A 25405-nucleotide genomic window follows, 5' to 3' on the forward strand; every position below is an offset into this window, starting at 1 on the left:
GTCTTATTCTTATATTTTCCCAGGAAAAAGATTTTGCCTCATGCCGTTCATCGGATGCTTGACCAGTGACTCGTCTCCGACAACATATATCGATACTGTCGCAATATCCAGAGAAGTATGAACGTTCAAACCGTGCGAGGTTGCTGCGGTACCACCATATGACAAGCATAGAGAAAACTTGATGCTATCATCGTCTGAAAATACAATGATAGAATTGCTCAGCAGCACCGGTTTTCCAGAAATGGCAGGAGTGGCAATCTGACTGTCTGGCAAAAATTCTGTATCATTTTGTACAATTTCAATGCCAGGATCTACATTCGTATAACTGCGGACCAAAGCTCGATAAGAAATATAATAGAAGTAACCACCCTTTAGTTGGAAATATTTATAATAATGATTATTTCCTACAGTAATCGGATCCGTCCACGTTACATAATCTCCAAATCCGTACATCGAAACTAGTGGGATTGGCGTATGATCCATAGTAGTTGGAGGGTTAGCTGGATACGAATCGATTAACATAGCATAGTCTGCTGCAGTAGTAAGAAGACCTGGTGCGCCTGTTTGTCCAGGCGAGCCTGTTGGACCCGTCAAACCTGGCAGGCCAGTTGGACCTGGTGCGCCTGTTGCTCCTGTTGCTCCTGCTGCGCCAGTTGGACCCGTTGCTCCGGGCAACCCTGTTGGTCCTGTCGGACCTGGACTTCCTGTTGCTCCTGTTCCTGACGGTCCTGTCGGACCTGTCGGACCGCTCTCTCCATTTTCTCCAGGATTACCAGTCATGCCTTGCGGGCCAGTCGGCCCGGTATCTCCTATGCTTCCTGTTGGGCCTGTCGGACCAGAACGCCCTTGCTGACCTGTAGGACCTGTTGCTCCCGTTGCCCCCTCATGCCCTGGTGATCCTGTCGGTCCCATTGGACCTGTAGGACCTTGCGGACCTGTATCGCCTGTTGCTCCTGTTGCTCCTGTGCTTCCTAGTTGACCGTTCTCTCCTTGCGGACCACGAACTCCAGCATGTCCGGTCGGCCCCGTCGGACCGGTCGGGCCAGTCGGACCGCCATCCTGTTGGGCTAGTAAACCCCCGTCTTCAATAGTCATATACACCGTACTCCTTTACTTGAATTGGCTCTCGGTTCTCACCAAGGCGGATGAAGCCACAATGTCTGTGCCAGTCATAGAATGTTACACTTTATCGATATGTGTAGTACGTAGATTATGTGTGAGGAATGGCACCTCTGAACTATAAATATGCGCAAAAATCCACCTAAATGCCCGCTTCATAAGCCAGCACCTTTTCAAAAGCATTAAAAGAGGGGAGTATGTACTCCCCCAAGGAAAAATTATGAAGATACCTGATTATGCGCTGCCGAGAACAACTATTGTAATTGAAGCAGGGTCTAGTGGAGTGCGAGAGCCCAAGCCTTGTGAAGATGCTGTTGTTCCAGTATATGACATGGCCAATGCATACTTGTCATTATCATTTGATGATTGTATAACAATTGTATTGTTCAATAGTACTGGTTTGCCGGCAACGGCAGGAGATGAAATCTGGCTATCAAACAGTGGACTATCGTTTTGTGTGATTTCTATGCCAGGATCCGTGCTATCATTGCGTACCAAGGCACGGTAGAAAATAGAGTAGTAATACCCGCTTTTTAACTGGAAATATTTGTAGTACGTATTACTTTCAACTGTAATCGAATCCGTCCACGTTACGAAATCACCCAGATTATTCTGAGTGACAAGCGGGATAGGTGTACTATCTTCGGTAGTAGATTGTCCTGGATACGGATTTATTAAAATGGCATATTCCATGCCAGAAGTAGAGCCGCTCGACGATCCAGTCGGACCTGCCGGACCTGTTGGACCGGATGAGCCAGTTGCTCCGGTTGGGCCGGGTGAGCCAGTTGCTCCGGTTGGGCCGGGTGAGCCAGTTGCTCCGGTTGGACCGGGTGAGCCAGTTGCTCCGGTTGGGCCGGGCGAGCCAGTTGCTCCGGTTGGGCCGGGTGAGCCAGTTGCTCCGGTTGAGCCGGGTGAGCCAGTTGCTCCGGTTGGGCCGGGTGAGCCAGTTGCTCCGGTTGGGCCGGTTGCTCCCCTATCTCCTGTTCCCCCACCCCCTGCCGGGCCGGTTGGACCAGTTGCGCCTGTTGCTCCCCTCCCTGATGGACCGGTTGGACCGGTCGGGCCGTTATTTCCATTTCCTCCCTGCAAGCCAGTAAACCCTCTCGGACCTGTTGGCCCTGTGGGACCTGTCGGGCCGGCATCCTGCTGTACCTGTAGATCTTGATCTTCTGTTGACATAACATCAAACTCCTTTACAAAATTTACTCTTTGATTTTGCCGAGGCGAATAAACTACCATTTGTCTGCTCCGATCCTAATGCACTCCATTGTGTATGATGAACTTGTCCTGTTGAAACGCAATGCGGCATGCGGAGCACATCACCTCCGTAGAAACTCTCGATTAATAGAGCCTCTCAGTGCTTTGTTAATAATATGTTACTCTTTATCGATATGAGCGTTAGGGGGATTGTGTGTGGGGGAAAAGCACCTCTCAGCCATAAATGTGCGAATTCTCTGGCTATACTTGTCAAGCCAAGGAATACAAAGACCATTCCCCTGCAGGAGAATGGTCGATTGATCAATACTTCTGAATGACTGGACCCAACTGAGATTCCTTGTAGAAATCTGATTGTGGATCTTTGCCAATTACAAATATTACAATTGAGGCAGGATCCAGATTGCCTACTCCTTGCAAGCCTTGTGTTGTAGCTGAGATCCCTCCTCTTATGAGCGCTAATGAATATAGCGTATCATCACTATATGAATTGATGATGATAGCGTTATGCAACAGCACCGGTCTGTAAGGCTTGCCAGAGCTCGCGACCTGACTGTCAATAATTGGGAGATTCTGCTGATCGCTGTTCAAAATTTCTATACCAGGATCTGCATTTACATTCACGCCATTTTGAGACAAATAGTCGTTTCGCACCATGGCTTTATAGGCTACACAATAATAATATCCGCTCTTTAATTTGAAGTGCTGGCGATAATCTGGGTTTCCATTAATCGTTGTTGGATTTACCCAAGTTATCTTATCGCCGAAAGTAAAGTATGGAAGAAGTGGAATTATCGTATGATCTGAACCTAAGTCAGCTGATACCGTTCCCGTTAAATACGCATAAGTTCCAGACAAATGATAAAGCCCCGAAACACCGACAATCCCTTGCTGTCCAGCTGGGCCAACACTTCCTTGAGGACCTGTACTTCCCGTATCTCCACTGCTTCCCGTAGCTCCCGCATAGCCAGTGGGACCAAGCAAGCCGTTTTCTCCAGTAGGGCCAGGCAAGCCGGTGCTACCTGTAACTCCATGCCCAGCCGGACCGGTTGCCCCTGTGGTACCCGCACGTCCAGATAAACCTATCGGGCCGGTCGGACCAGTCGGGCCAGTTATACCTGTACCCCCTTTGAGGCCCATTGGTCCTGTGGAGCCAGCCGGACCCGATGGACCTGTTGGACCAACTGTACCGGTCAGACCTGCAAATCCAGTTGGTCCGGTTGAACCCGTTGGACCGGTCGAGCCGATAGCACCTTTTGGACCGATCGGGCCGGTACTCCCAGGACTCCCATGTCGACCAGTCAAGCCAACTGTACCTTGGGGCCCCTTAGGACCCGTCGGGCCGGTCGGACCCGTTGGACCGGTCTGACCAGTAGTCGCAGCTGCAGGACCTTGTTGTCCCGTCAACCCTGTTGCACCCGTTGGACCAGTTGGACCGGTGATACCAGTCGGGCCGCTAGCTCCTGGAGGCCCCGTTGGACCAGTTGGGCCTTCCGGAAACTCAGAATCCGTCAGTCCTTTTATATCAGACATATTTTTTCCTCCTTTCAAGAAGTGAAGACTAATGCAGCGACTATACTTACTTCCTCCACGGAATGAGATTCTGCCTCATTGCAGCTAGCTCGTCTTGATTTAGCTGCTCACTGCCGACAACATAAATGGATATTGATGCAGCATCCAATGCCTGGGAAAGATGCAAGCCGTTTGATGTTGCCGTTGTATTAGGTGATGTTAAAGCCAGTCCGTATGCATCACTATCATTATCTGAATAAATGATGATGGAATTGCTCAACAGCACTGGTCTGCCAGGATCAGCAGAAGAGGCAACCTGACTGTCAGGCATATAGCCTCCATCAAGACTTGACTGCAATATTTCAATACCTGGATCATTACTATTTTCGTCATCTTTTACGACCAAAGCACGATAGGAAACAAAGTAGTAATATCCACTCTTTAATTGGAAATTCTGATAATACTGATTTTGATCAACTGTAATTGGATTAGTCCAGGTCACAAAGCCCCCGACGTTAAATTGTGAACTAAGCGGAATCGCCGTGTGAGGGTATTGACCAGCTGAAAACGAGGAGATAAAAATTGCATAATCTGCCGCTGTAGTAAGAATGCCTGGCGATCCGGTTGGACCCTGTGCTCCTGTCGGACCAGTAACCCCCTGCAGGCCTGTCGGTCCGGTTCCCCCTGTATCCCCCTTGGCTCCTGAAGGACCGGTTGGACCCGTTGCCCCAGGCAGTCCGGACGGCCCCGTTGGGCCGTTACTTCCTGTAGCTCCTATTCCGGTTGGACCCGTTGGGCCTTGAGGACCCGAATCTCCATTTTGTCCTGGGAGACCTGATGGACCTTGAGGACCTGTTGGACCACTATTCCCCTGGCTTCCTGTCGGACCTTGAGGGCCTGTCGGACCAGTCAAACCAGCTGGACCAGTATCCCCTGGAGGCCCTTGCAATCCTTGAGGGCCTCTTAGTCCCCCTGGTCCTGTCGGCCCTGTGTCTCCTGTGTCCCCTATCGCACCTGTAGGCCCTGTGTCTCCATTTAAACCATCATGCCCCTGTTCACCTCTACTTCCTTGTTCTCCTGTTGGGCCAGTCGGGCCGACAGCTCCCGTCGGCCCACCTGCACTCCCTGTCGGACCGGTTGGGCCATTCGGGCCGGTTGGGCCAGTTGGGCCAGTTGGGCCGGTTGGGCCTGTATCTTGTTCGGGATCCGTCAGACTGAACGGATTATTAATATCAGACATATACAATCCTCCAATCATATTGATTTATTTTTCTTTCCTGCTCTTGGTATTGCTGCCTGATCCTCTGCTGCCTCCATTCCGTTTTATGTTATTGAAAAAAGGGTGACCCAAGACGATTAGCTCATACCCTAGATCAGCATATTACTCTAACTATTTGTCTCATTCCGATTATTTTTTGGTTTAGAGACAGACCGGTTTAAATGTCAGAAGCACAAATGGGCAGAAGCACAAATGGGCAGAAGCACAAGAAAAAACGGGCTAATCATCATAGGCTATCTATACAGTGGTTGTAAACGGGAGGATGGTGAAGTTGAAAAAGAGGGATTTCAAGCGAGCTTCTTCACGAAAGAGAACTAACAATAAAAGATTAAATATTATATGCTGTCTAGCCTCTCCGTATAAGCATGCACGCTGCAAATCTGCGTGCAGCACAAGGCTCCGATGTCCGTTCAAATCTCCTATTATCAGATTACGAAAAGGCGCACATAGAAAAAAATATGTGGATAGCAATAAATGTAACCATCCCAATAAGAATAAAGCTGTGCATGCTTCACAAAGCATAATTACATTAGCAGGACCACGGGGACCAAGAGGTGCAAGAGGATTAAGAGGTACAAGAGGATTAAGAGGTACAAGAGGATTAAGAGGCGCGAGAGGGCCAAGAGGAGCAAGGGGACTCAAGGGGGATAGGGGACCGATCGGGCCGATGGGACCTGAAGGCAGCAGTGGACCAACCGGGCCGATGGGACTTGTTGGACCAACAGGCCCTTCTGGGGTGACTGGCGATGTTGGGCCTATCGGGCCTACCGGAACGACTGGACCTACTGGGGCAACGGGCAATGTCGGGCCTACTGGACCAATCGGACTTACTGGCGCTACGGGCGTGACAGGCGATGTTGGAGCTACAGGGCCGGTCGGGCCTACTGGTGCTACCGGCGCTACCGGCGCTACGGGACCCACTGGACCTGTTGGACCGACGGGTGTTACCGGCGCTACCGGCGCTACGGGACCCACTGGACCTGTTGGGCCGACTGGTGCTACCGGCGCTACGGGACCCACTGGACCCACTGGACCTGTTGGGCCGACTGGTGCTACCGGCGCTACGGGACCCACTGGACCCACTGGACCTGTTGGACCGACTGGTGCTACCGGCGCTACGGGACCCACTGGACCTGTTGGGCCGACTGGTGCTACCGGTGCTACGGGCGCTACGGGACCCACTGGACCTGTTGGACCGACTGGTGCTACCGGCGCTACGGGACCCACTGGACCTGTTGGGCCGACGGGTGCTACCGGCGCTACCGGCGCTACGGGACCCACTGGACCTGTTGGGCCGACCGGTGCTACAGGCGCTACAGGCGCTACGGGACCCACTGGACCTGTTGGGCCGACTGGTGCTACAGGCGCTACAGGCGCTACGGGACCCACTGGACCTGTTGGGCCGACCGGTGCTACCGGCGCTACCGGCGCTACGGGACCCACTGGACCTGTTGGGCCGACCGGTGCTACCGGTGCTACAGGCGCTACGGGACCCACTGGACCTGTTGGGCCGACGGGTGCTACAGGCGCTACCGGCGCTACGGGACCCACTGGACCTGTTGGGCCGACCGGTGCTACCGGCGCTACGGGACCCACTGGACCCACTGGACCTGTTGGGCCGACTGGTGCTACAGGCGCTACAGGCGCTACGGGACCCACTGGACCTGTTGGGCCGACTGGTGCTACAGGCGCTACAGGCGCTACGGGACCCACTGGACCTGTTGGACCGACTGGTGCTACCGGTGCTACGGGGGCTACGGGACCCACTGGACTTGTTGGACCGACTGGTGCTACCGGCGCTACCGGCGCTACGGGACCCACTGGACCACAGATGCTGCCATTTGCCTCATTACACTCAACTAAATCTGATGAAGAAATACAACATAACGAAAAATTCACTATGACTTATATTTCATTCCAGACAGGTGATATCATCGAGTTGCTAAATGGGGGAACAGACTTCTTAATAAAATATCCCGGTGTGTACCATACTACGATGAATATGAATATTTCCTGGTTTAACGAGCCAGAAAATTATGATATGCTGGCAGTTGGCGTTTTCGATAATGACTTACCTACTGTTATGATCGGATTAAATGTGTATATTCCTCCAGGTGAATCAGTACAATACCATATCCCAAGTACCCATGTGACCGGAATTGGCCGTCTGCACGCTGACGGTACGAAAACATTTAGTATACAGTTTTTGAATGCAACGGGCTCTGCCCAGACTAACAGTGCCAGACTTATTGGAGCGTCTGGTGATTATGGTGTCAATGCCAAGGTTAACATGGATATGAATTTGTTATGGGTTCATCCGTATGTGCCATATACTGGCCCTACAGGGGTTACAGGTCCATCGCCATAACCAAAAATATTGAAGCCAACTATAATTTGATTGGGGGATCTTATTATTCTGCTTGCAAGCATAACCATGATCCCCTTCTTGGTTGTTAACTGATTTTTTATTTTTACATTTTTTTCAATTTATAGAAAATGTATATGAACCCAATCTGTGAAGTATTCCATGTTACTGTTCTTTTGGGTTGTTGGCTGTCCAGCTTTTTCAAATCTCTTTTTAGACTCATAAAAAAATCCTTCGTTGTAATGACCATGCCAGATCAATCGTTTCATTTAGGCTCGTTGATATGTTCAGTCATATGCTCATTGTCGCATTCAATTTGCTAAATTATTCAAATGAGACATCCATCTCTTTAACATATACACCAGTTCCAGAAATGTATACGTCCATACCGCTCTCTGTTCGATTTACGTTGACGTAAACTCGACCATCCTTCTCAATTTCCAATCCCTGTTCAACGATAAATTCAATTTGCTCCGCTTTATGATCCAAATAAGTTAAGTAATATGCACCCATAACGCCTGAAGCTGTGCCTGTAACGGCATCTTCAACTGTTCCTGAAAAAGGAGACGAAAAATGCCGAGCATGCATCATCGCTTTGTTGTCAAATGCCTTTAATGTAAACGGGTGAACAGAGGTTTTCGGCTGCTCGATTAAAATATCCGGGAACTGGTAGTTATGGGGCTTCATTCTTGAAAAGCTTTCTACTTCCTTGACAGGCACCAGCAAAGTCCATGTGCCAGTATTTCCATATACAATTGGCAGCGAATCATCTATGTCTTGTTCGCTTATTCCAAGACTGGCAGCGAGCTTTTTTACAGAGCCATTAAAGGAAGCAAACATAGGCTGATCCTGTTTCATTGTTACGAAAAGCTCATCATGCCTTTGCTCAAATCGGATAGGCAATACTCCTACATTTGTTTCAATCGTTATATTATTGCGAGTTTCCCCGATCAGCCCCAATGATTTAAGACAATACATCGACCCTACTGTTGCATGCCCGCAAAGATTTATTTCATGTCCTGGCGTAAAATAGCGCAATTTATAGTCCGCTATATCCGATTTCAGCACAAACACAGTCTCATTAAATCCTACTGTCTTTGCAATACGCTGCATGCTGTCTACGCTTAAATCGTCTGCTTCTAACACAATTCCGGCGGGATTGCCTTTGTTCGGTATTGATGAGAATGCATCGTAATGAAGCACTTTTCTTGTTTGCATCACTATTCCTACTTTCATATTTTTGTATACGGCACTGGTCAGTCAACCATAATTGCACCAAACCCAACAATTTCACTATTTTCCTCAGCATTCGGATGTGTAATAACTAATTTAAGCTTCCCTGCCGGTATGCTCGCCCAGTCCGAAAAGCCCCAGCTTCCTGTCTTATACCTGTACGTGCCATAGCTGACATCGTCAACGAGCAAGGTAATATCGAAAAAGGATTCCGTTTTATCTAAAGCAGACTCGTACTCGCCAAGCGCCGCTACTCTAATTCGGTCCTTCGCCATAATTTGCAGGTCAGAGGAATACTGTTGCGAATACAAATTAATTTGAAAACTGTAAGGAAATACGGCCGCGTTTCTGTTTTTAATAATTCCTCCATCACCTTCACGTGCTTGTTCTATAAAAGGGGTACTGGCGTACAATTCATCTATATTGGTTTCATCGTCCTCGGAAGGTAGCGGATGATGCATCTTCAATTCTTTTCCTGCTTCAAATATAAAAGGCGTTTCTTCATACAGCTTATCTACGTCAACACGCTTAAAAATGCTCGTCTGCAGCTTATTCAATAGATCAATTTGACCGATGTTCAGGTTTTTGATACCTACTAAAACGGCAACAAGCATTAGAGCCAGGATTAAAACAATTATAGTTGTTAAGGTTATGCGTTTTTTCATGGCTGCCAATGAAATAACGAAAATTACAAAGCCTCCAGCTAATATAAGTATTAACCAGCTTCGAATTTCAACAAAGTCATTGTTGTAGTGACCTTTATTGACCGCCTTTATATAGGTACCATCACTGGTTAGAATGGCAATTGCTTCTTGCACGTCTAAATTGATGATCGAGTAGTATGCAGTTCCTTTAGGAAATGTATTGGAAAAATTCCCAGCATACGTTCCTTCTTTGTCCGAATAACGTGTTACTTTACCAATTTCATTCTCAATATCGTCAGGTGAAACCGTTTCGTCCGTTACTTCATACATATCTCCTGCGTACACAACAAACCGAGAAGCCCAGTCTGCCCATACAAATGCACTTGGTGCAAGAAAAAATAAAATCAGTACGATCAAGATGGATTTTTTCAAGCTAAAACCCCCTTGGTTAACTGCCTTCTGTTTAAGCTAATTATTGTTCGCAGCAGGCGCTTTGTTTTTATGTTGTTCAACAGCTGCAATGCTTTCCTCTACAATAGCCCTTTCCAGTATTGCCACGCTTTCAAATACTGCGGCAAATCTTCCTTATGATGCCGCAGGCAGATGCCAATACGGCAATAAAGCTGAACAGCTACTTCCTCAATAAGCCTTGAATCAGTTACCGGTTTATGATGCAACAAATGATAGGCGGCAAACAACGTGTCTGTATCAATATCATCTGGTGATGAACAGAAAGCGTACATAAAATCGTATAGCAGCGGACCAACTATCGGCGATGGGTCAATCACACCTGCAAAGGAAGACTGTTCAAACACGAAATTATGCACACCCGTATCTCCATGCAATAAATACTTGCTAATCGTACTCTCGTCATGAAACAGCTTGTTAACGAGCGAATTTACTAGCTCAAAGTCCTCAATCGGCAACGTATCCTGAATATTATCTTTAGCTTCCTCAATACTGATAGCATTAAATTGATGCCATGACTCGCAAGGAAAATCTATCCGGCCCCAAATATCAGCTCTTTGGTACAGCTCATAATGATTAATCAAGTTACTAATAAGCGTCGACAACCAAGCTCTCTTGATTCCTCTATTAAAATGTGTTGTTCCTCTTATGTAGGAATACAAAATAAATGATTGCTCATGATCGACATAAAGTACTTTAGGGAATAATGCTATCTCCTTATACGTCTCATAGAAGGACTGAACCAGTTGAATCTGGTCTAAACGGTCGAATTTCAAAATATATTGGCCATTATGTTGATCGACAAGACTATATACGCGTCCTTCTGTCGTACCACTTAATTGTTTAATGTCAACAATATGACTACCAAGTATCTCTTTTTGTTGCAATTGCTCTAAAACGCGCGTCATTTCATTCTCTAGTTTCATAGTTAATAGCTCCTACTTTTTTTCGTAGTTAAGGAATCCAGAATTAATCCTTGAATCTAAACAATTTCTCAGCCACATTTTTACAAATAATCTCGTCATCGACCACCCGGTCCATAAAAGAGGACAAGCTGTTGACATAGACGCCCACCTTAAGATAGCTCTACTCTTAAGTTGGGCGTCTATGTTGTGAGCCTTGCTTTTTTTGCTTTTACTGCTTCGCGTCATCATTCTTGCTTGATCTTCTTATATCTCGTTGCAAATATAACAGAGAATCCATTAAATATTATGTGTAATACGAGTGCAAACAAAATCGATTGAGTCAACTCAGTGATGGCTCCTAATATAATCCCTCCGAAAAAAGCAATTACTATAAATCTAATGCATTGAGCTGATAATTTATAATACTGCAAATGACAAATTGCGAAGAGAAGTGCAGAAATGATAACTGGAACTGTTACAGGCATGTAAAAGAGCTGTATAACTTCGACTGAAGTGAAAACTAGCTTTAGGTTCGGTAATAGTAATCCCCGAAAAATAATTTCCTCGATGATTGGATAAGTTACGATGAAATTGGTTATATTATATTTCCCTTTAGGATTATAGCCGGAAAAGCGAGCTGCTGCGATATTAACCAAAGCTACAGCTCCGAAGATCGGAATGGCTTTTTCATAAGAAGTTGGCATTTCAAATACGTACCCCGCCTTAAAAAACGGGGTAACGACAATGATCAACACCGCCCAAACTAATACTGTATGTTTTTCCATCCCTTTTAGGCGCTTTTTAATAAGAACATCCACAAGTTTATACGAAAACGTTAATAGAACGGATATGCACAATGCAAGATACATTTCTCTCTTCCTCAAATAGTACTTATTTTACCTAGTGCCTTAGCCTCGTTTATAAATTTTCTCGCTTCCCTTGGTGACTTTAATATCATAATATGCTTATCATTGTAATTCGCAAGCTTTTGTAAAATGCCTGGAATTTTGGTCTTTCGAAACGTCCAAACCCATTTTAAAAATTCAAAGTCCAAGCTTTCTGGACAACCTTCATTCAAGTCAGGTCTGGTCTTGCCATGATACATAATTCTTCTCTTAATCACTCTATAGACGGTTATCCATCTCGGGAAATCTAAAAGAATAATAACGTCAGCTCGGTTCATTCTTATGTCGAGCGTTCGCCCATAATTACCATCAATAATCCATTGCTCTTCTAGTACCAGATTTTCTTGAACGGAGTCCCACTCCTCATCAGGGGTTGGAGTCCAGCCTGGTTTCCAGAAATACGCATCTAAATGATGAACTGGCAGCTGCAAAGCTTCTCCAAGTTGCTTGGCAAGTGTGGATTTACCTGCACCGCCAGATCCAATAATCATAATTCTTTTCATTATGAATACTCTCAGTCTTTAATAATCAATTTAATTAGATTTTCTTCCTCAAACATTTTCAAAACTCTCTCTCGATTTCTTTGATTCTGAAATGTGTACCATTATTCCAATAAGTCAGGATGTTAATGTTACTTGCTCTACTTCAAATTCCATCTAAATCCCCTGCCATATGCTCCTGTTTCAATATCGAAAAAATTACGGCGTCAACAAATTTATTTTTCTCGTAAAAATAATCTCGCAAAGTCCCTTCTTCAGTTAGGCCTACCTTCTGCAATAGCTTTCTTGAACTAATATTATGTGGATCAATAAAAGCTTCGATACGATTTAATCCGAGTTGTGAAAATCCGTAGTTGATGACTGTTTTTAACACTTCAGTCATGATCCCTTGACGCCAAAAAGGCGGGCTTAATTCATAGCCGACTTCAATTTTAAAATGTTCCTTTGACCAATTATGAAAGCCACATGTCCCTATAATTCGGTCTTCATGCTTAAATGTTATTCCCCATCGTATTCCTTGAGCATTAGTAAACCTATCATTCCAGTTTTTAATTAACTCTTCAGCCTGTCCTACTACTGTAAAGCTCTCCAAATCATAAAATTCAGTTACTTCATCTTTAGAAAAATAACTAAATAGATCGGGCGCATCCTCCAAACGCAACTGTCTTAGAATAAATCTCTCGGTTTCAAGTATTGGGAAGTTGTTCACGCATTACACCCTTTCTTTAACTCCATCACATTTTTCTCTCTACTTTAATCTTAAGCAATAATACGGTTTTATCCTCATTTATCATCTGTGTGATATGATTCATATCCTGGTAATCGTATGTCCTTACCGAGTTTCCGGTTTCTCGATAAACTCCCAGTATTTTAGTTTCTTCCGCTCCCAAGCCCAGCTCTTCTTCTCCAATTGCAAAATCCCAAGTACTTCCCACTACCCCCTCAGAATTTAATAAATTTTCTATTGATTGCGGAGCTGTGTATACATTGGGTGAATACAAAAAGAACGAAGCATTTTCTTCTGATCGAGGATTAATAATACCAAACCCTAACTGTCCTTCCACTAGCTTATCCGGATTTAAACCATAAGAAAGTTCTATTAATCGGAAAGGGTCCGTCTTCTCGCCGTTTTGATAACCTTCTACCCAAAACGTTACCCAGCTCGTATCGGCTTCTGTTAATCTGAAATTGAAGTCATATAAAATTCCTAGATTTAAATCCTTAAATGTTTTTGTATATGTGGAGTCCTTGTTGGCAGAAATATAAGCAATTTTCTCTTCACTTTCAGCTTTCTCGCTACAACCCAAGCAAATTAGAAATAAAAGCATTATGGCTAAATATGATATGGCTCGAAACCTTTTCAACATCTTCACTCCCGCTACTTTTTGAACAGCTACTCGTTTCATCAATTTTTACCTGCGTAAAGAAAATAATGATAGAACTCCGTATCTCTTATGTAGCCATTTTTCTCGTATAGATGTTGTGCTCTATCATTATTAATTGCTGTTGAAAGTCCTATTCCTTTAGCTTTTGTTTGGACTGCATAAGACTTTGCTGCTTCTAGTAATAATTGAGCTGCTCCTAAATTCCGGTACTGTTCAACGACATATAAATCATTAAGAATCCAAACACGTTCCATAGAGATAGAGGAGAACGAAGGATATAACTGAGTGAATCCGATCGTCCTTTGTGAAGCTTTATCTAATACAAGGAAAATGGTGGATTCCATATAACTTAGCCGTTCAAATAAAAATTGCTTGGCCACTTCTATATTTGATTCTTGCTTGTAAAAGATTCTATATTGATTAAAAAGAACAGCTAGTTCATCCAGATTCTGAATAGTCGCTTGAATAACTTCTAGAGAAATTGTCATTTTTACATTCCTTTCTGCATTTTGATATCATTATCTATTAAAACGTTGGCGAAGATATTCTAGAACTGGGTTATCCAATATTTACAATTGCTGTTTTGAACTTCTTTCAGCATTCCATTATTTGCTTCGATGATCTTTCGTGATGCAATATTAGCTTCATCGCAAGTAAGCAGCACTTCTTGAATGCCTATTTCTCTCGCTTTTTGCAATAATTCTTTTAATGCATATTTCCCATAGTTTTTTCTTCTTTCTGAGGGACGAATTACATATCCAATGTGCCCACCATGTTCTAATAATTTCTCAGTTAAATAATGTCTAAGCTTACCATAACCTATTGGTCGATCATCAACATAAAACCAATATATTGTTTAGGGCACTATGCCTTCAGGTAAATTGATGCCCTTTGACATATTACTATAATGCTTTAACTTCTCCTTAAAATCTTGCATATCGTTGGTATATAAACTATTAACAAACCCATTCTCACCTTCACCAATTTCACGAATCATATTATATATTTCTTCTGGTTCATCAATGTCTAATGGTTTAATGTTCATTTATTTCTTCCTTTCCATATGAAATAGAACATGCTTACACAGCGGACTACTGCTTTCCACTCGCGGGTGATCAAACATTTTAATAAAGCTCATGCCTATTTTTTGCATCACATTTTTCGATGGCGTATTTATTTCGGCTGTAAAACTATAGACTTCCTTGAAACCTAAAGTATTGAACCCATACTCCAAGCATGCTGTTGCTCCCTCAGTAGCATATCCGTGGCCCCATGCTTCCTTTTTTAAGCGCCAGCCAATTTCGATGCATGGTGTAAAGTCGGCTTGAAACGTTGCTTTATGGAAGCCGATAAAGCCGATGAAATCTCCGTTTTCCTTGGTCTCGACAGCGTACCAGCCAAAGCCACACTCATGAAATTCTGCTACAATTGCTTTATAAAAGGCATTTGTCTCTTCTGTTGACAATGTTTTCGGAAAAAATTTCATAACTTGTTCATCCGCATTGAGCTGACAGAACGGCTCCAAATCTGATTCTTGCCAGTCGCGCAACCTTAACCTTGATGTTTCAATGTAAATCATCGAGCTCCCCCCAGTATATTGCTGTTTCCCATCAATTCCAGCTTATTGCTTTGCTTCCATCAATTATTCTCTATGGCATAGGCAAATACCTTTCGCTGCTTAGCGTTCGTTTTGCTAAAGACAACAAAAAACTCCAAGAAACGAGCTTGGAGTTCAACAATGTGACTAGCTATACAATAGGTCCTTCAATTGCCTGACTGAGCTGAAGTTCAAAATCAGCTGAACGCGAGTCATGATTGTGAATGTAGACACGGTAATCTCCGTCTTCTGGAATCGTAATGCTCACTTCACCCGTTCCTGTTTTGATCACTTCACCATATTCTTGTTCCGTTGAAATGGATAGAAGTCCTATTTCAAGTTCTCTTTCCTCCTTGCTGGTAATCCACATCGTGAAGGTCTCGCCTTTATTAAATGGCAGCTTAGCAAAATTGTTGTAACCTTTTCCATTTATCGTGACGGACAGGTTCTGTCCATCCGATGTGGTGATGACCCCTACTACTTCTGGGGCTGCTAAGGGCTCCGAAGCTTGTTTATTGGACTGTTTATGCTTGTCCCCTTCATCTACTGCAATGCTAACGGTTCCTGTAATGTTTTCCAATACTCCGCTGCTATTCCCCTTATCCAAAGACTTGCCGTCAAAATTTCCAATCCATAAATAGTAGGTTCCAGCCAATTTAGCACTTACCTTATGCGAGCCCGCGTTTTTAACATGGTTGCCCGCCAGCCCAGAATGCCCCAAATAACCTTCGTTATCGTTCGGATCTGCTGTTTTTCGAAAATGAACATTTAAGTGTCCGTCCCCTTCTCCTTGCAAATTATATTGAATAATGTCGCCCTCCTGAATCGTATAAGGACCGCCTATTGCCACGAACTCATTAACCTGCAACGCATCATATGCCACAGGAATCTCTTGTTTGACGCTAAGCGGACCGTTGATCTCTTCGACGACCTGCTTGTCCAATGCTTCATTATTTTCGGTAGCTGTAATCGAATTAGCAGCAAATACAGCACCCGCCCCAATGATCGCGATTAGAACAATACCAAACAAGAAAGCTCCTGCCTTCTTTTTTCTAGTATCCATAATGGAAAAAATACGTGCTTTCATGCCTTTCCTCCCTCCATAAAAATAAGTCGAGACTGCCGTTCCAGGCGTCTTTTGTTTGCGCATCATGCCAATAATGGCCTCGCCATACAGCTTTCTTTGGCGGAAATCAGCAGCACGCAAAACCTGCGCATCACAGGAAATTTCACACTGCTCAGCCGTCGTTCTGGACATAAGATGCATAGCCGGATTAAACCAATGCAATGCCGCAGCCACCATAACGATTGCCTTGTACCAAAGATCGTGACGGAGAAAATGAACGAATTCATGCTTTAGAATTAGTGCCAGCTCATCCTCCGGAATGTCAAATGACGGCAGTACAATGACCGGCTTTCTCAATCCCATTAACATTGGACTCGTAATGCCTGAGCATATCTTCAAGCTTATTGGCTTCTGTATATTTAGCTGCTGCTTAAGCTGCTCCGCTATTCCTAACACGTTTGCATCGGTAACAGGTTCACCCCAACGGCGTATCATGTTGGTTAAGCGCCTGTGCCGCAGCCCATGTATCACGATATAAATGAACAAGCCCATCATCCATATAACTGAAATTACCCACCACAAGGAGACGGAAGCAGCTCCTGCCGCAGTCTCTCTTGCAGTTTCCCCTGTTGCTTGCAGCACCACCGCCGCATTATTTGCCAGCTGCTGATCAATTGGCACAGGGAAAACAAGGCGTTCAGGAATTTGCACAGAAATAAATGAAAAATCGATAACGGGGCGAAATGGAATCATCCATCCAACGATGAGCAGCAGACAGATCCTGTATAACCACTTCGCCTTGTAGCGTTTGGCTAAAACAGGCAGCACTCCCATCCAAATTAAGGAGACGATAGACATGGAAACTGAACATGCAAGCAGGAGCATAATAAAAGACGTCATGTCAATCCCTCATCTCTTTTAGCCATTGTTCCAGTTCATCGAGGTCCTTTTCCTTTAATTTGTTGCCGTTATAAAGCGTCGCTACCAAACTCGTTATAGAATTACTGTGGAATCGATCCATAAAATCGCCTGTTTCAAGCTTCAAATAATCATCCTTACTGATCAAAGGGAAATAAGTACGCTCCTTGCTTTTTTTCTCCGTTCGGAGAAATCCGCGATCCACCAAGCGCGACATCAAGGTAATGATCGTTTGTGCTTTCCATTCTTTCTCTTTACCTAACCGTTCCATAATCAGGCTGGTCGTAATTGGAGAAGTGCTATCCCAAATCACTCTCATAATTTCAAACTCAGCATCAGGAAGTTTTTTAAATGCGCCGCCCAATTCCTCACCTCCATTTTCTACATTTGTCTACTTTTATATTCTACAATTGTCTTATATTAAAGTCAAGACTTCTCTCATTGAGAAGAAGTCTTGCGCTTTACTTTCCAGCTAATATTGTAAATTCCCATGGAATATTTTCATTGTTCCACCCACGATGCTCGTCGAACTTCTGCAAGCTAAAGCCAGCTGCTATGACTGAATTTATAATGTCGCTTAACGTATATAATCGAATTGAGGTGTCAGGGAAATTCAGTTGTTCCTCCTCGCTAAAGAACCCTTTGTAGGCAACATCTCCACTTTTAAGCCCCGTATCAAAATAATTTACTTTTCCCTGGGAGTTAATAACTTTACTTAAAGGATGAAAATCACTTAAAATCATTTTCCCGCCATCCTTCAACAAATCGTGTAGAATGCGCATGAACAGTTCAAGATCAGCGAAATAGTGAAGAATCCCGCCTTCTAAATAAAGAAGATCAAAGCTCCCCCCATATCTCTTTCGATCGATGTCATAAATATCTGTGACAACATATTCTATTGAAGTATTTGCTTCAGCAGCAAGCTCTATGGCGTACTTTTTATTTTCCTCAGAAATATCGAACACGGTTACTTCTGCTCCCAGCAAAGCTAAAGGTACCGCCTTTCTCCCATTTGATCCACAGAGATTGGCGATCCTTTTCCCTTCAACATGCTTAAAATAGTGTTTATGCTTCTTGAGAAAGGCCAACGGATTTTCTAATATCAGTTTAGCTTTTTCACTTGGAGATCCATCTCTTTTAGTCCAAAATTCGTAAGCTCGATACTCCCAGGCACTTTTATTTTGTCTGCTTTGTTCGTTCATTGGACTTCACTCCTCAACCATGCATCATTAGTGAAATAAGAATTACTCGTAATACCCATTTAACTCTGGCAGCTTTTTATTATTTCATCAGGATATTCAAACACACTAATCTCTTGCTACATCCTGTTCTGTAGTAATTCTGAATCTGTCCAATTTAAAATTCAATGCTGCAATTTCTTGTTTGCTTAACCCTCGAGTATCTAAATAAAACGAGCCCGATATATCTTCAGTTGAATTTGCTTGTATCTTCTTATTCGCTTCATTCGTTAATCCATCTTTGCTTACTCGTTTGTTTAATTCATTTGTTAAAATGGGTTGAACTGTCAGTACATTTATTTCTCGATTCGTGTTATTCTTAAGGTTAATTGTATAAGAAACACGTGTTTCATCCAATTCTCCACCTAAGCTAAATTGAATTGGACCTAACACTAAGCCGTCCTCAACTGCTTTATTCGTGTTGCAGCCAGTTAATACAAAAAAACATATTAACAATAATAAACTCCTTATATTCCTCATAAACCCTCGACGAGACACATTAACTTGAGTTATCTTCTACCCTGATCGTAATACGGTATCTCATTTCCTCCTATTAGACTTTTTATTCCATGCTTGTAATACGGCATCAGCTTATCAGCTTCGTCAAGCTCGAGCCAAGCAATCTCAGTAATTTCATCAGGTCTTTTTATTTCTATAGTTCCTCCAACTATCTCAGATCTAAACGTAAAAAATATAGCATGCTCCTGCTCCTGCTCAAAGATACATTCATTGATTGCAACAATTCCAAAGACCTTTACATCAAGTCCTGTCTCTTCTTTTGCTTCTCTTACTGCTGCTTGCTCTAATGTTTCCTCTCTCTCAACCGCGCCACCAGGGAGTGACCAAGTCGAATTGCCCTGATTCTTTACTGCCAGGACTTTGGAGCTTGTTTCATCCATTATTAATGAGTAGGCTACGTCAACTCTCTTCATACACATTCTCCCTTACATTATATAGATTATGGGGTGCTTGTAATACTGTTATAGTGCCTTCATATGTTGTTCCTTCACCATCATCGAAAGCAATCTTACCACCAAGTTTGAGATCCACTTCCCCAGTAGCAAAAGGATACCATTGAGAGAAGCATTCAGGATTCCCTATGAATATCCCCATATTTATCCACGCTTTGTAGTTTGGATTGAAGCTGTTTGCTGCTGTCGCTGAATACGAAGCTGTTCGATCTTATTCAGGACACGCATCAATTCAACGCTTCGATTATCTTGATCTAATGTCGTCATGCTGTTTGTTTATTACCATCGTATACAGCTTAGCTATTATTACTCCGATAGCTGCACCTACTGAATTCAAAACAATATCGTTTAATGTTGCAATTCTGCCGATCGGTAAAACGTATTGGAAAGCTTCAATTAATATTGAAAATATAGCTAAACATAAAATGATGTAATATTTATTTTTAGACTTTATTCTAAAGCTGCAACAATAAGCTAGTGGTAAAAACAACAAAACATTTATTATACTCTCTATTCCTTGTGTTTTCATACTATTGATAGAAAAACTGAAATCCATGAAATGATTTTCTTTTATTCCAGTTGGATAAAGAGTAATAAAACAAATGCTAATCACATTAAGACTAATTAAAAAATCCAAGGCCGTTCTTTTGAAACTATCTGTTTGCTTTTTCTTGACTCTAAAAAACAAAATTATACTAAATACCAGAACAACAATCAAAAACCCAACAATCACCATTGGAATTAAATCTTTATAAATTCTCCAATATTGAATTAGCTGATCCATCCGTCTCTTCTTTTGACTCCTTTCTTAAATGGTCAAAGCAATGATTATCAAGCGTTGTCCTGGCCTGCCAACCAATTATGGCTGCCATACCTCCCATATGTTCCCGTCTGGATCTGCGAACGTTATGTTGGGTCCGCTTGTCATTCTTTCTCCCAATATGTTCACTCCATTTTCCTGGAACCGCTCCAGCAGCTCTTCAATCCGTGGAGTAATGAAGCACGCTATTGCATGAGGTTTGCCACCATCCTCTGTCCATGAAAAGCGCAATCGTCCGCCTTCTTTGTCCGATTTGTGAAGGAATAAAGCGGGTACAGCTTGCCTTAAGCCAGGCGTAGGCAAATCTCCATTCTGATCGGGAAAATTCAAAACAGCCGTTACCATCCCAGGCCCAACACGTTCGTTGTCTGCGGGCTGAAATCCTAAATTCTTTTGATACCATTTAATAGACTCGTAAACATCATGGACTGGTACGTAAATGCAGGTTACACCTGTAATCTGCTCCAGTCCTTCCCCCACCTTAATTTCCGCATGCTCTCGCATATTCGTTTCCTCCTCTATCAAATGATTGTGCTGCCTGTTCAGTCTCAAACTCCTTCAATCCAATAATAAGTATGCTCTACTAAGATTTTAACTCAATATGCTCGGATTGAATCGTTTTTATCACTTCATTCAAATTTGTTATTTCAAAGGGATAGTGAATACCTTTAATGTCGTTTTTCAATACGAGCTTCGCTAAAGCTACCGCCACCATAGCAGTCGTTTCATAGTCTGACACTACGCTGACTCTCCATGACTTTACTTGAGAGCGCCCATCTATACTGCCGCTTGCTTCCACAGTCAAATAAGCTTTTTCGTCATGGTTTGGATTATGAGTCACGATTTTTTTAATAAGTCCCTTTCGATTAGCAAGCCACCGTAACAACCCGAGCTTTTTTAATAAACTGATCTTTTTATTAAATAATTCTTCATCCCATGCCGTCCAATAATGTAGCTTGTGCAGGTTCATCGCCTCAGCAATACATTTTCGTTCCGCATGTTCGATTTTCCGAACCTTTTTCTCAAATCCGGAAGAGCCAAATGTGATCTGTCGCATTTCTTTGAAGCCTGCTTTGCCTTCTACGTTTTCAGCCACAATATGCAGCATGTCAGAAACACCTGTTGCACCTGCCTGCGCATTTGTACTCTGGAGCAATGCCACATTTACTTCTTCAGGCTCCTCCATCGTTTCCGTTGCTTCTTTCACCATCAAACCAGATAATCCAGGAATAAATCCTGCCATAACGATAGAGGCTGTGTTGGGCGAATCCAGTTCTCGTAATTTATTTACAAAGGCTGCTTCGGTCGTAACATCTACACAAGCAACACCACACTCAATACATACTTGTTGAACGATCGGTTTTTCCTGCTTCGCCACAATGATTACGGCAGCCACTCCAACCAATGCCGCACGAATCGACTCTTTTTTACGTGCATCAGCTTGCCGGAACTCAGCACCTGGAATCAATTCCGCAATTTTTCTTCCACGGTCAACTTTGTAATCACTCACTATAACGTGAGCCTCTTCGGGTTTCCTCATTATTTCTCTACATACTAATTGGCCAAGCACACCCGAGGCACCGATGACTAGAATAGTTTGCATAAATGTTCCTCCTGGTTTCCAACGGAAATGTGTCCTCATCTACCGTAAAAACAATTCCCTGAAGTTTTATTCAAATAAGGTTTTTTCTTTATTGAGTTCTCTATCAAATATTTCTTTCGGGTAAGGAATTGCGATTTCTGGAATTTCGTCTTGTTTATAGAACCTTAACTCTTCTGCTTCGCCATCTAGCGCATAAAGAATACCCTCTATTATTGAACATTCAAACATAATAACGAGATACTCAACTTTATGCCCATTACTGTATTCATACTTATATTTGTCTCCTCCAAATACCCCAATGATTCTTTCTGGATTGACAGTCAGTCCCGTTTCTTCATACACTTCTCTTCTTATGGCCTGTGCCGGCGTTTCACCAATTTCTATAGCTCCCGCAGGTAAGCCCCAGATTGTTTCATTGCTCTTGCGAATAAATAGTATCTCGTTATTTTCATTTCTCACAATTGCCGCAACTGAAGGCATAAATAGTAATTCTGAACCAACCTTGCTTCGCATGTTCTTATAATATTCTGACATTGGCACGCGGCTCACCCTCATCTTTTATTTAATAGCTCTGACTACATACTGCTTACATTAAAGCGATTTCCATCCGGGTCGTAAAAATGAAAACTAACCATTCCTCTAGTTAAAAATCCTCCAATTTCAGAGGTGTCTATACTGCTGCTAATCAAATATTGGTGATATCTAAAAAAGTCCTCTCTTTCCTTGATCCAGCATGATGGTTGAACTTGATCATTTACCTTTCCTGAAAATGTTCCTTCAGGCCTCTGTTCGATTACCCATAGCGAATCCGCTTCTGAATGATTTAATTTTAACGACATGATGACGAAATGGTTGTTTTTATCCTGCTCAACGACTTTCATCCCCATATATTGTTCATACCATTTGACAGAATCCTCAAGATTGTTTACTCCAACTCTAATCCATGAAGGTAATAACTCATTAATAGGAACCGCTAAATCCTCTTGCAATGTCAATCTAATGCCCTCTGATGTAGCCCAAATATCAACGTATCTGGTTTTAGGCCCATCATATATTGGAGATACCCTAATGCCATCCAGCGAAAGCGTGTTGTGCATGCTTTCTAGATTTCGCGTTCGAAAGCACAAACGAATATTCGATTCAACGGTTCCCCTATCAACAAAATGATGCGGCAGCTTTGAATTTGTAAGATATGTAATCAACCACGTGCCGAAATCCATTTGCGTCATTTTCCCTTCCAGACATCTAGGATCTACCTTCCAGTCTTCTTGCATTTTCACCTTCCAGCCAAAGTATTGTTCAAACCACTTCACACAATTTCCAAAATTGTCCCATAGTACATCGATAAACTGTCCATCATAATAGAGCGTGGGTACTGAACTATTAGTTGACATGTTTTCCCTCCTTCTCCAAATAAACCTGCAATGACTTCAATACGACTTCTTCATTTATTCCACTCATTCTACTTATTCGATTAGCCCATTCCTCAATACTGTCAAGTTGAACTTCTTTTTCTCTACCAGTTTGATAGCTAGTAAAACTTTTGTAGTTATCAAATTCCCAATGGGCCACTTGATTCTCTAAAAATAATCGTTTCTCAACTAATGGAGTACTTAACTTCCTTTGAGTTTTCTCTCCTGCTGCTAATAGCTCATTATCAGAAATCGGAGTCAGATCAAATCTTTGTTTACTATGCTTCCCATTTGGTCTTTTGTAGGTTACAACAAGATGGTCTAACAGAACCTTCAACCTAATTTGGGTGCCTGGAAAGAACCCGTCCAGAAATTGTTCAGTATATGCTTCATGTTGTCGGTCGATAAGTATAGGTTCTATCCATTGATCTCCAAGATCACATAAGTACTTATTTCCTTCCTCATTTATAACTACTACAGCCACATGTGAATGCGGCGTAAATATAGCGTAGCAATTCAGCTTATTCTTTCTAAACTCATCAATCAACCAAATGGATAGGTCGAAGCAATTTCCTGATGTCCCATACTGCTCTCTATGTTGCTTCATTAGCTCAACGCTTCTTTGCTTATCACCCAAAGAAATCTGGCTGTACCATCCCTTCGTTATTGTTTCCATTGGAAAGTCATTGAACTTCCGCCAAATTTCAAGAATATCCTGAGTTGCTCTCATTGTCTTTCCCCCATAATTCATGATCACTTAACAATCGCATCAAAATTATTTCTTTGTACCACTTCCCTCTTAAAATCCAGCTTTAATTTCATGAATTTGTTTAGTATGCCTTTGTTCATGCAAGTACACTGATTTGACCCATTCAATTAATAACATCTCTTTAAATACAGGATGTGTGAACTGTCTTTTACTCAGCACTGATGGGTCTTCTACCGAGTTTAATAGTTTATATAGCTTCTCTCTTGAATGGCTTAGCCTTTCAATAATTTCTTCATATTCTAAAATTTCATCAGTTGGTTTAACGATGTCAGGAGCAGTTAACCTTTTACTTCTATCAAGTAGAAAGTCTAATGATTTTTTCTCTAGTAATGAATCTTCTTTACTCTTTAGCCCTCGCATAATCGCTACGACATATAGCTCTTCAGTCTTTGCCAGGTGTTGACATACTTGACAGATGCTCCAGCTGGATGAGGCTATCTGTCTGTTCAACTGTTCTTTGCTCAAACCATCAAGAGCTCTTATTAATTCGTCTCTTGTCGCTTCTAAGTTTTGATAGATCTCTTCAATTTTCATGGAAAACTTCCTCTCAACAATATCTTTTAATTCTCTTAAATCTTTAATTGATGCTTTTATATTGACAAAACGCCCATGCCTTAGATAGCTCATATCTAGGCTTGGGCGTTTGTTGTCTGAGCTTTGTTCCATTATTATACATCGAGAAGCCTCTCGACGATAGCCTTTATTGTTTTGACTGCTATACCTCTCCCCAAAATATCTCCGTTTCATAATCGAAATGAACAATACCATCCTTATTAGTTCTATCAAACAAATTTCGTAATTCCTTCATCATCGGAATGTAGTGTGGATGTCCAGGTACAGGGCTATAGGAAGATGATAGCAAGCGGCCTCTCAAGCTCTCAAAATCAAATTCTTGACTAATTCTGAATCTTTCTTCATGCATGGTGACTTCCTTGAAGAAAGATTGAAGCATCGTTTGCGATACATTTTTGTGGTTTACTTTTTTGTAGTCGGTTCCGTACGTATGAAGGAGATCATCATATTCTTCACGGAAAGGAGTACCATTTGTTAGACGGGTATTCCATATTAATATTACTTTCCCACCAGGCTGTAAAATTCTACGAAACTCAGCTTGTGCTCCTGAGCGATCAAACCAATGAAATGCTTGTGCGCAGACGATAAATTCAACCGACTGATCAGGTAATCCAGTTGATTCAGCGGAACCTGATATAGCCTGAAAATTCGAGTTTTTGTTTAGCATCTGCTCTGAGGCTGCTCGCATTGCTTCATTTGGCTCGACTGCAATCACATAGCTTCTGCGTTCCAGAATTAGCTTTGAAAATATGCCTGTACCAGCACCTATGTCTGCAATTCTACTGTTCGAACGCAAACCGACATGATCGTACAAATAATCAATAGCTTCTTCAGGATAGCTTGGACGATACTTCAAATACGAATCGACTCGGTCTGAAAATCTTTCTTTATTGTTCATCATTCATCGC

30 protein-coding genes are annotated in these 25405 nt (G+C 42.8%); 1 reads left to right on the forward strand and 29 read right to left on the reverse strand.

All coding sequences use genetic code 11. From position 1 onward, the window contains the following. Nucleotides 1-9: 9 nt before the first annotated feature. The 4 genes from KJS52_RS27785 to KJS52_RS27800 all read right to left on the reverse strand — a co-directional run bounded on the left by KJS52_RS27785 (nt 10) and on the right by KJS52_RS27800 (nt 5086). The gene (locus KJS52_RS27785) at nt 10-1095 is read right to left on the reverse strand and encodes a collagen-like domain-containing protein (protein ID WP_213518103.1); all 1086 of its coding nucleotides are present in this window, start codon (nt 1093-1095) and stop codon (nt 10-12) included. A 258-nt stretch (nt 1096-1353) separates the two neighbouring features. Then, nucleotides 1354-2298 (reverse strand): collagen-like protein, encoded by a 945-nt coding sequence (locus KJS52_RS27790; protein ID WP_281425635.1) that lies wholly within the window; start codon nt 2296-2298, stop codon nt 1354-1356. A 339-nt stretch (nt 2299-2637) separates the two neighbouring features. Continuing rightward, on the reverse strand, nt 2638-3867 hold the full coding sequence (locus tag KJS52_RS27795) for a collagen-like domain-containing protein (RefSeq protein ID WP_213518104.1): 1230 nt from the start codon (nt 3865-3867) through the stop codon (nt 2638-2640). 46 nt (nt 3868-3913) lie between these two features. Then, nucleotides 3914-5086 carry a collagen-like domain-containing protein gene (locus KJS52_RS27800; RefSeq protein WP_306433591.1) on the reverse strand — a complete coding sequence of 391 codons (1173 nt, stop codon included), beginning with the start codon at nt 5084-5086 and terminating at the stop codon, nt 3914-3916. Between the two features lie 706 nt (nt 5087-5792). On the opposite strand from KJS52_RS27800, the gene KJS52_RS27505 reads away from it, so the two are divergent. After that, a complete protein-coding gene (locus tag KJS52_RS27505) occupies nt 5793-7493 on the forward strand; it encodes a hypothetical protein (protein WP_281425638.1) in 1701 nt (566 codons plus the stop codon). 321 nt (nt 7494-7814) lie between these two features. On the opposite strand, the gene KJS52_RS18560 is transcribed toward KJS52_RS27505, so the two are convergent. The 25 genes from KJS52_RS18560 to KJS52_RS18675 all read right to left on the reverse strand — a co-directional run bounded on the left by KJS52_RS18560 (nt 7815) and on the right by KJS52_RS18675 (nt 25395). Beyond that, nucleotides 7815-8708, reverse strand: a complete 894-nt coding sequence (locus tag KJS52_RS18560) for a PhzF family phenazine biosynthesis isomerase (RefSeq protein ID WP_213518106.1) — start codon at nt 8706-8708, stop codon at nt 7815-7817. A 38-nt stretch (nt 8709-8746) separates the two neighbouring features. Further along, entirely contained in the window at nt 8747-9799 is a 1053-nt protein-coding gene (locus KJS52_RS18565) for a hypothetical protein (protein WP_213518108.1), read from the reverse strand. A gap of 98 nt (nt 9800-9897) precedes the next feature. Continuing rightward, the gene (locus KJS52_RS18570) at nt 9898-10761 is read right to left on the reverse strand and encodes a phosphotransferase (RefSeq protein WP_213518109.1); all 864 of its coding nucleotides are present in this window, start codon (nt 10759-10761) and stop codon (nt 9898-9900) included. A gap of 224 nt (nt 10762-10985) precedes the next feature. Then, the gene (locus KJS52_RS18575) at nt 10986-11609 is read right to left on the reverse strand and encodes a CPBP family intramembrane glutamic endopeptidase (RefSeq protein WP_213518110.1); all 624 of its coding nucleotides are present in this window, start codon (nt 11607-11609) and stop codon (nt 10986-10988) included. Nucleotides 11610-11620: 11 nt separating this feature from the next. Then, nucleotides 11621-12148, reverse strand: a complete 528-nt coding sequence (locus KJS52_RS18580; RefSeq protein WP_213518112.1) for a DNA topology modulation protein — start codon at nt 12146-12148, stop codon at nt 11621-11623. 142 nt (nt 12149-12290) lie between these two features. After that, complete coding sequence (locus tag KJS52_RS18585) at nt 12291-12854, reverse strand: GNAT family N-acetyltransferase (RefSeq protein WP_213518114.1); 564 nt, start codon at nt 12852-12854, stop codon at nt 12291-12293. Nucleotides 12855-12879: 25 nt separating this feature from the next. Next, a complete protein-coding gene (locus KJS52_RS18590) occupies nt 12880-13551 on the reverse strand; it encodes a hypothetical protein (protein WP_213518116.1) in 672 nt (223 codons plus the stop codon). Beyond that, nucleotides 13551-14018, reverse strand: coding sequence for a GNAT family N-acetyltransferase (locus KJS52_RS18595; RefSeq protein ID WP_213518118.1), 468 nt, complete (start codon nt 14016-14018; stop codon nt 13551-13553). The genes KJS52_RS18590 and KJS52_RS18595 overlap by 1 nt, the downstream gene beginning before the upstream one ends. Before the next feature lie 59 nt (nt 14019-14077). Then, on the reverse strand, nt 14078-14383 hold the full coding sequence (locus KJS52_RS27510) for a GNAT family N-acetyltransferase (RefSeq protein ID WP_281425649.1): 306 nt from the start codon (nt 14381-14383) through the stop codon (nt 14078-14080). 3 nt (nt 14384-14386) lie between these two features. Continuing rightward, entirely contained in the window at nt 14387-14575 is a 189-nt protein-coding gene (locus tag KJS52_RS27515) for a hypothetical protein (RefSeq protein WP_246563722.1), read from the reverse strand. After that, complete coding sequence (locus tag KJS52_RS18605; protein WP_213518120.1) at nt 14576-15109, reverse strand: GNAT family N-acetyltransferase; 534 nt, start codon at nt 15107-15109, stop codon at nt 14576-14578. 169 nt (nt 15110-15278) lie between these two features. Beyond that, complete coding sequence (locus tag KJS52_RS18610) at nt 15279-17093, reverse strand: M56 family metallopeptidase (RefSeq protein WP_213518122.1); 1815 nt, start codon at nt 17091-17093, stop codon at nt 15279-15281. Between the two features lies 1 nt (nt 17094). Then, on the reverse strand, nt 17095-17475 hold the full coding sequence (locus tag KJS52_RS18615) for a BlaI/MecI/CopY family transcriptional regulator (RefSeq protein ID WP_246563723.1): 381 nt from the start codon (nt 17473-17475) through the stop codon (nt 17095-17097). 97 nt (nt 17476-17572) lie between these two features. Further along, a complete protein-coding gene (locus tag KJS52_RS18620) occupies nt 17573-18313 on the reverse strand; it encodes a class I SAM-dependent methyltransferase (protein WP_213518124.1) in 741 nt (246 codons plus the stop codon). Nucleotides 18314-18418: 105 nt separating this feature from the next. Continuing rightward, nucleotides 18419-18805 (reverse strand): hypothetical protein, encoded by a 387-nt coding sequence (locus tag KJS52_RS18625; RefSeq protein ID WP_213518126.1) that lies wholly within the window; start codon nt 18803-18805, stop codon nt 18419-18421. A 53-nt stretch (nt 18806-18858) separates the two neighbouring features. Then, nucleotides 18859-19281 carry an NUDIX domain-containing protein gene (locus KJS52_RS18630; RefSeq protein ID WP_213518128.1) on the reverse strand — a complete coding sequence of 141 codons (423 nt, stop codon included), beginning with the start codon at nt 19279-19281 and terminating at the stop codon, nt 18859-18861. Then, nucleotides 19268-19462 carry an SRPBCC domain-containing protein gene (locus KJS52_RS18635; RefSeq protein WP_246563725.1) on the reverse strand — a complete coding sequence of 65 codons (195 nt, stop codon included), beginning with the start codon at nt 19460-19462 and terminating at the stop codon, nt 19268-19270. The genes KJS52_RS18630 and KJS52_RS18635 overlap by 14 nt, the downstream gene beginning before the upstream one ends. A gap of 102 nt (nt 19463-19564) precedes the next feature. Beyond that, a complete protein-coding gene (locus KJS52_RS18640; protein WP_213518130.1) occupies nt 19565-20104 on the reverse strand; it encodes a VanZ family protein in 540 nt (179 codons plus the stop codon). 75 nt (nt 20105-20179) lie between these two features. Then, nucleotides 20180-20644, reverse strand: coding sequence for a VOC family protein (locus tag KJS52_RS18645; protein WP_213518132.1), 465 nt, complete (start codon nt 20642-20644; stop codon nt 20180-20182). Nucleotides 20645-20723: 79 nt separating this feature from the next. Further along, complete coding sequence (locus KJS52_RS18650) at nt 20724-21743, reverse strand: NmrA family NAD(P)-binding protein (protein ID WP_213518134.1); 1020 nt, start codon at nt 21741-21743, stop codon at nt 20724-20726. 66 nt (nt 21744-21809) lie between these two features. Next, nucleotides 21810-22283: an NUDIX domain-containing protein gene (locus KJS52_RS18655; RefSeq protein ID WP_213518136.1), complete on the reverse strand. Its 474-nt coding sequence runs from the start codon at nt 22281-22283 to the stop codon at nt 21810-21812. 35 nt (nt 22284-22318) lie between these two features. Beyond that, nucleotides 22319-23137, reverse strand: a complete 819-nt coding sequence (locus KJS52_RS18660; protein WP_213518138.1) for a VOC family protein — start codon at nt 23135-23137, stop codon at nt 22319-22321. After that, nucleotides 23127-23885 carry a hypothetical protein gene (locus KJS52_RS18665; RefSeq protein WP_213518140.1) on the reverse strand — a complete coding sequence of 253 codons (759 nt, stop codon included), beginning with the start codon at nt 23883-23885 and terminating at the stop codon, nt 23127-23129. The genes KJS52_RS18660 and KJS52_RS18665 overlap by 11 nt, the downstream gene beginning before the upstream one ends. Nucleotides 23886-23954: 69 nt before the next feature. Beyond that, nucleotides 23955-24590: a DinB family protein gene (locus tag KJS52_RS18670; RefSeq protein WP_246563727.1), complete on the reverse strand. Its 636-nt coding sequence runs from the start codon at nt 24588-24590 to the stop codon at nt 23955-23957. Nucleotides 24591-24639: 49 nt separating this feature from the next. Then, a complete protein-coding gene (locus tag KJS52_RS18675) occupies nt 24640-25395 on the reverse strand; it encodes a class I SAM-dependent methyltransferase (protein WP_213518141.1) in 756 nt (251 codons plus the stop codon). Nucleotides 25396-25405 lie beyond the last annotated feature (10 nt).

It is taken from the genome of Paenibacillus montaniterrae, assembly GCF_018403185.1.
Lineage (GTDB): Bacteria > Bacillota > Bacilli > Paenibacillales > Paenibacillaceae > Pristimantibacillus > Pristimantibacillus montaniterrae.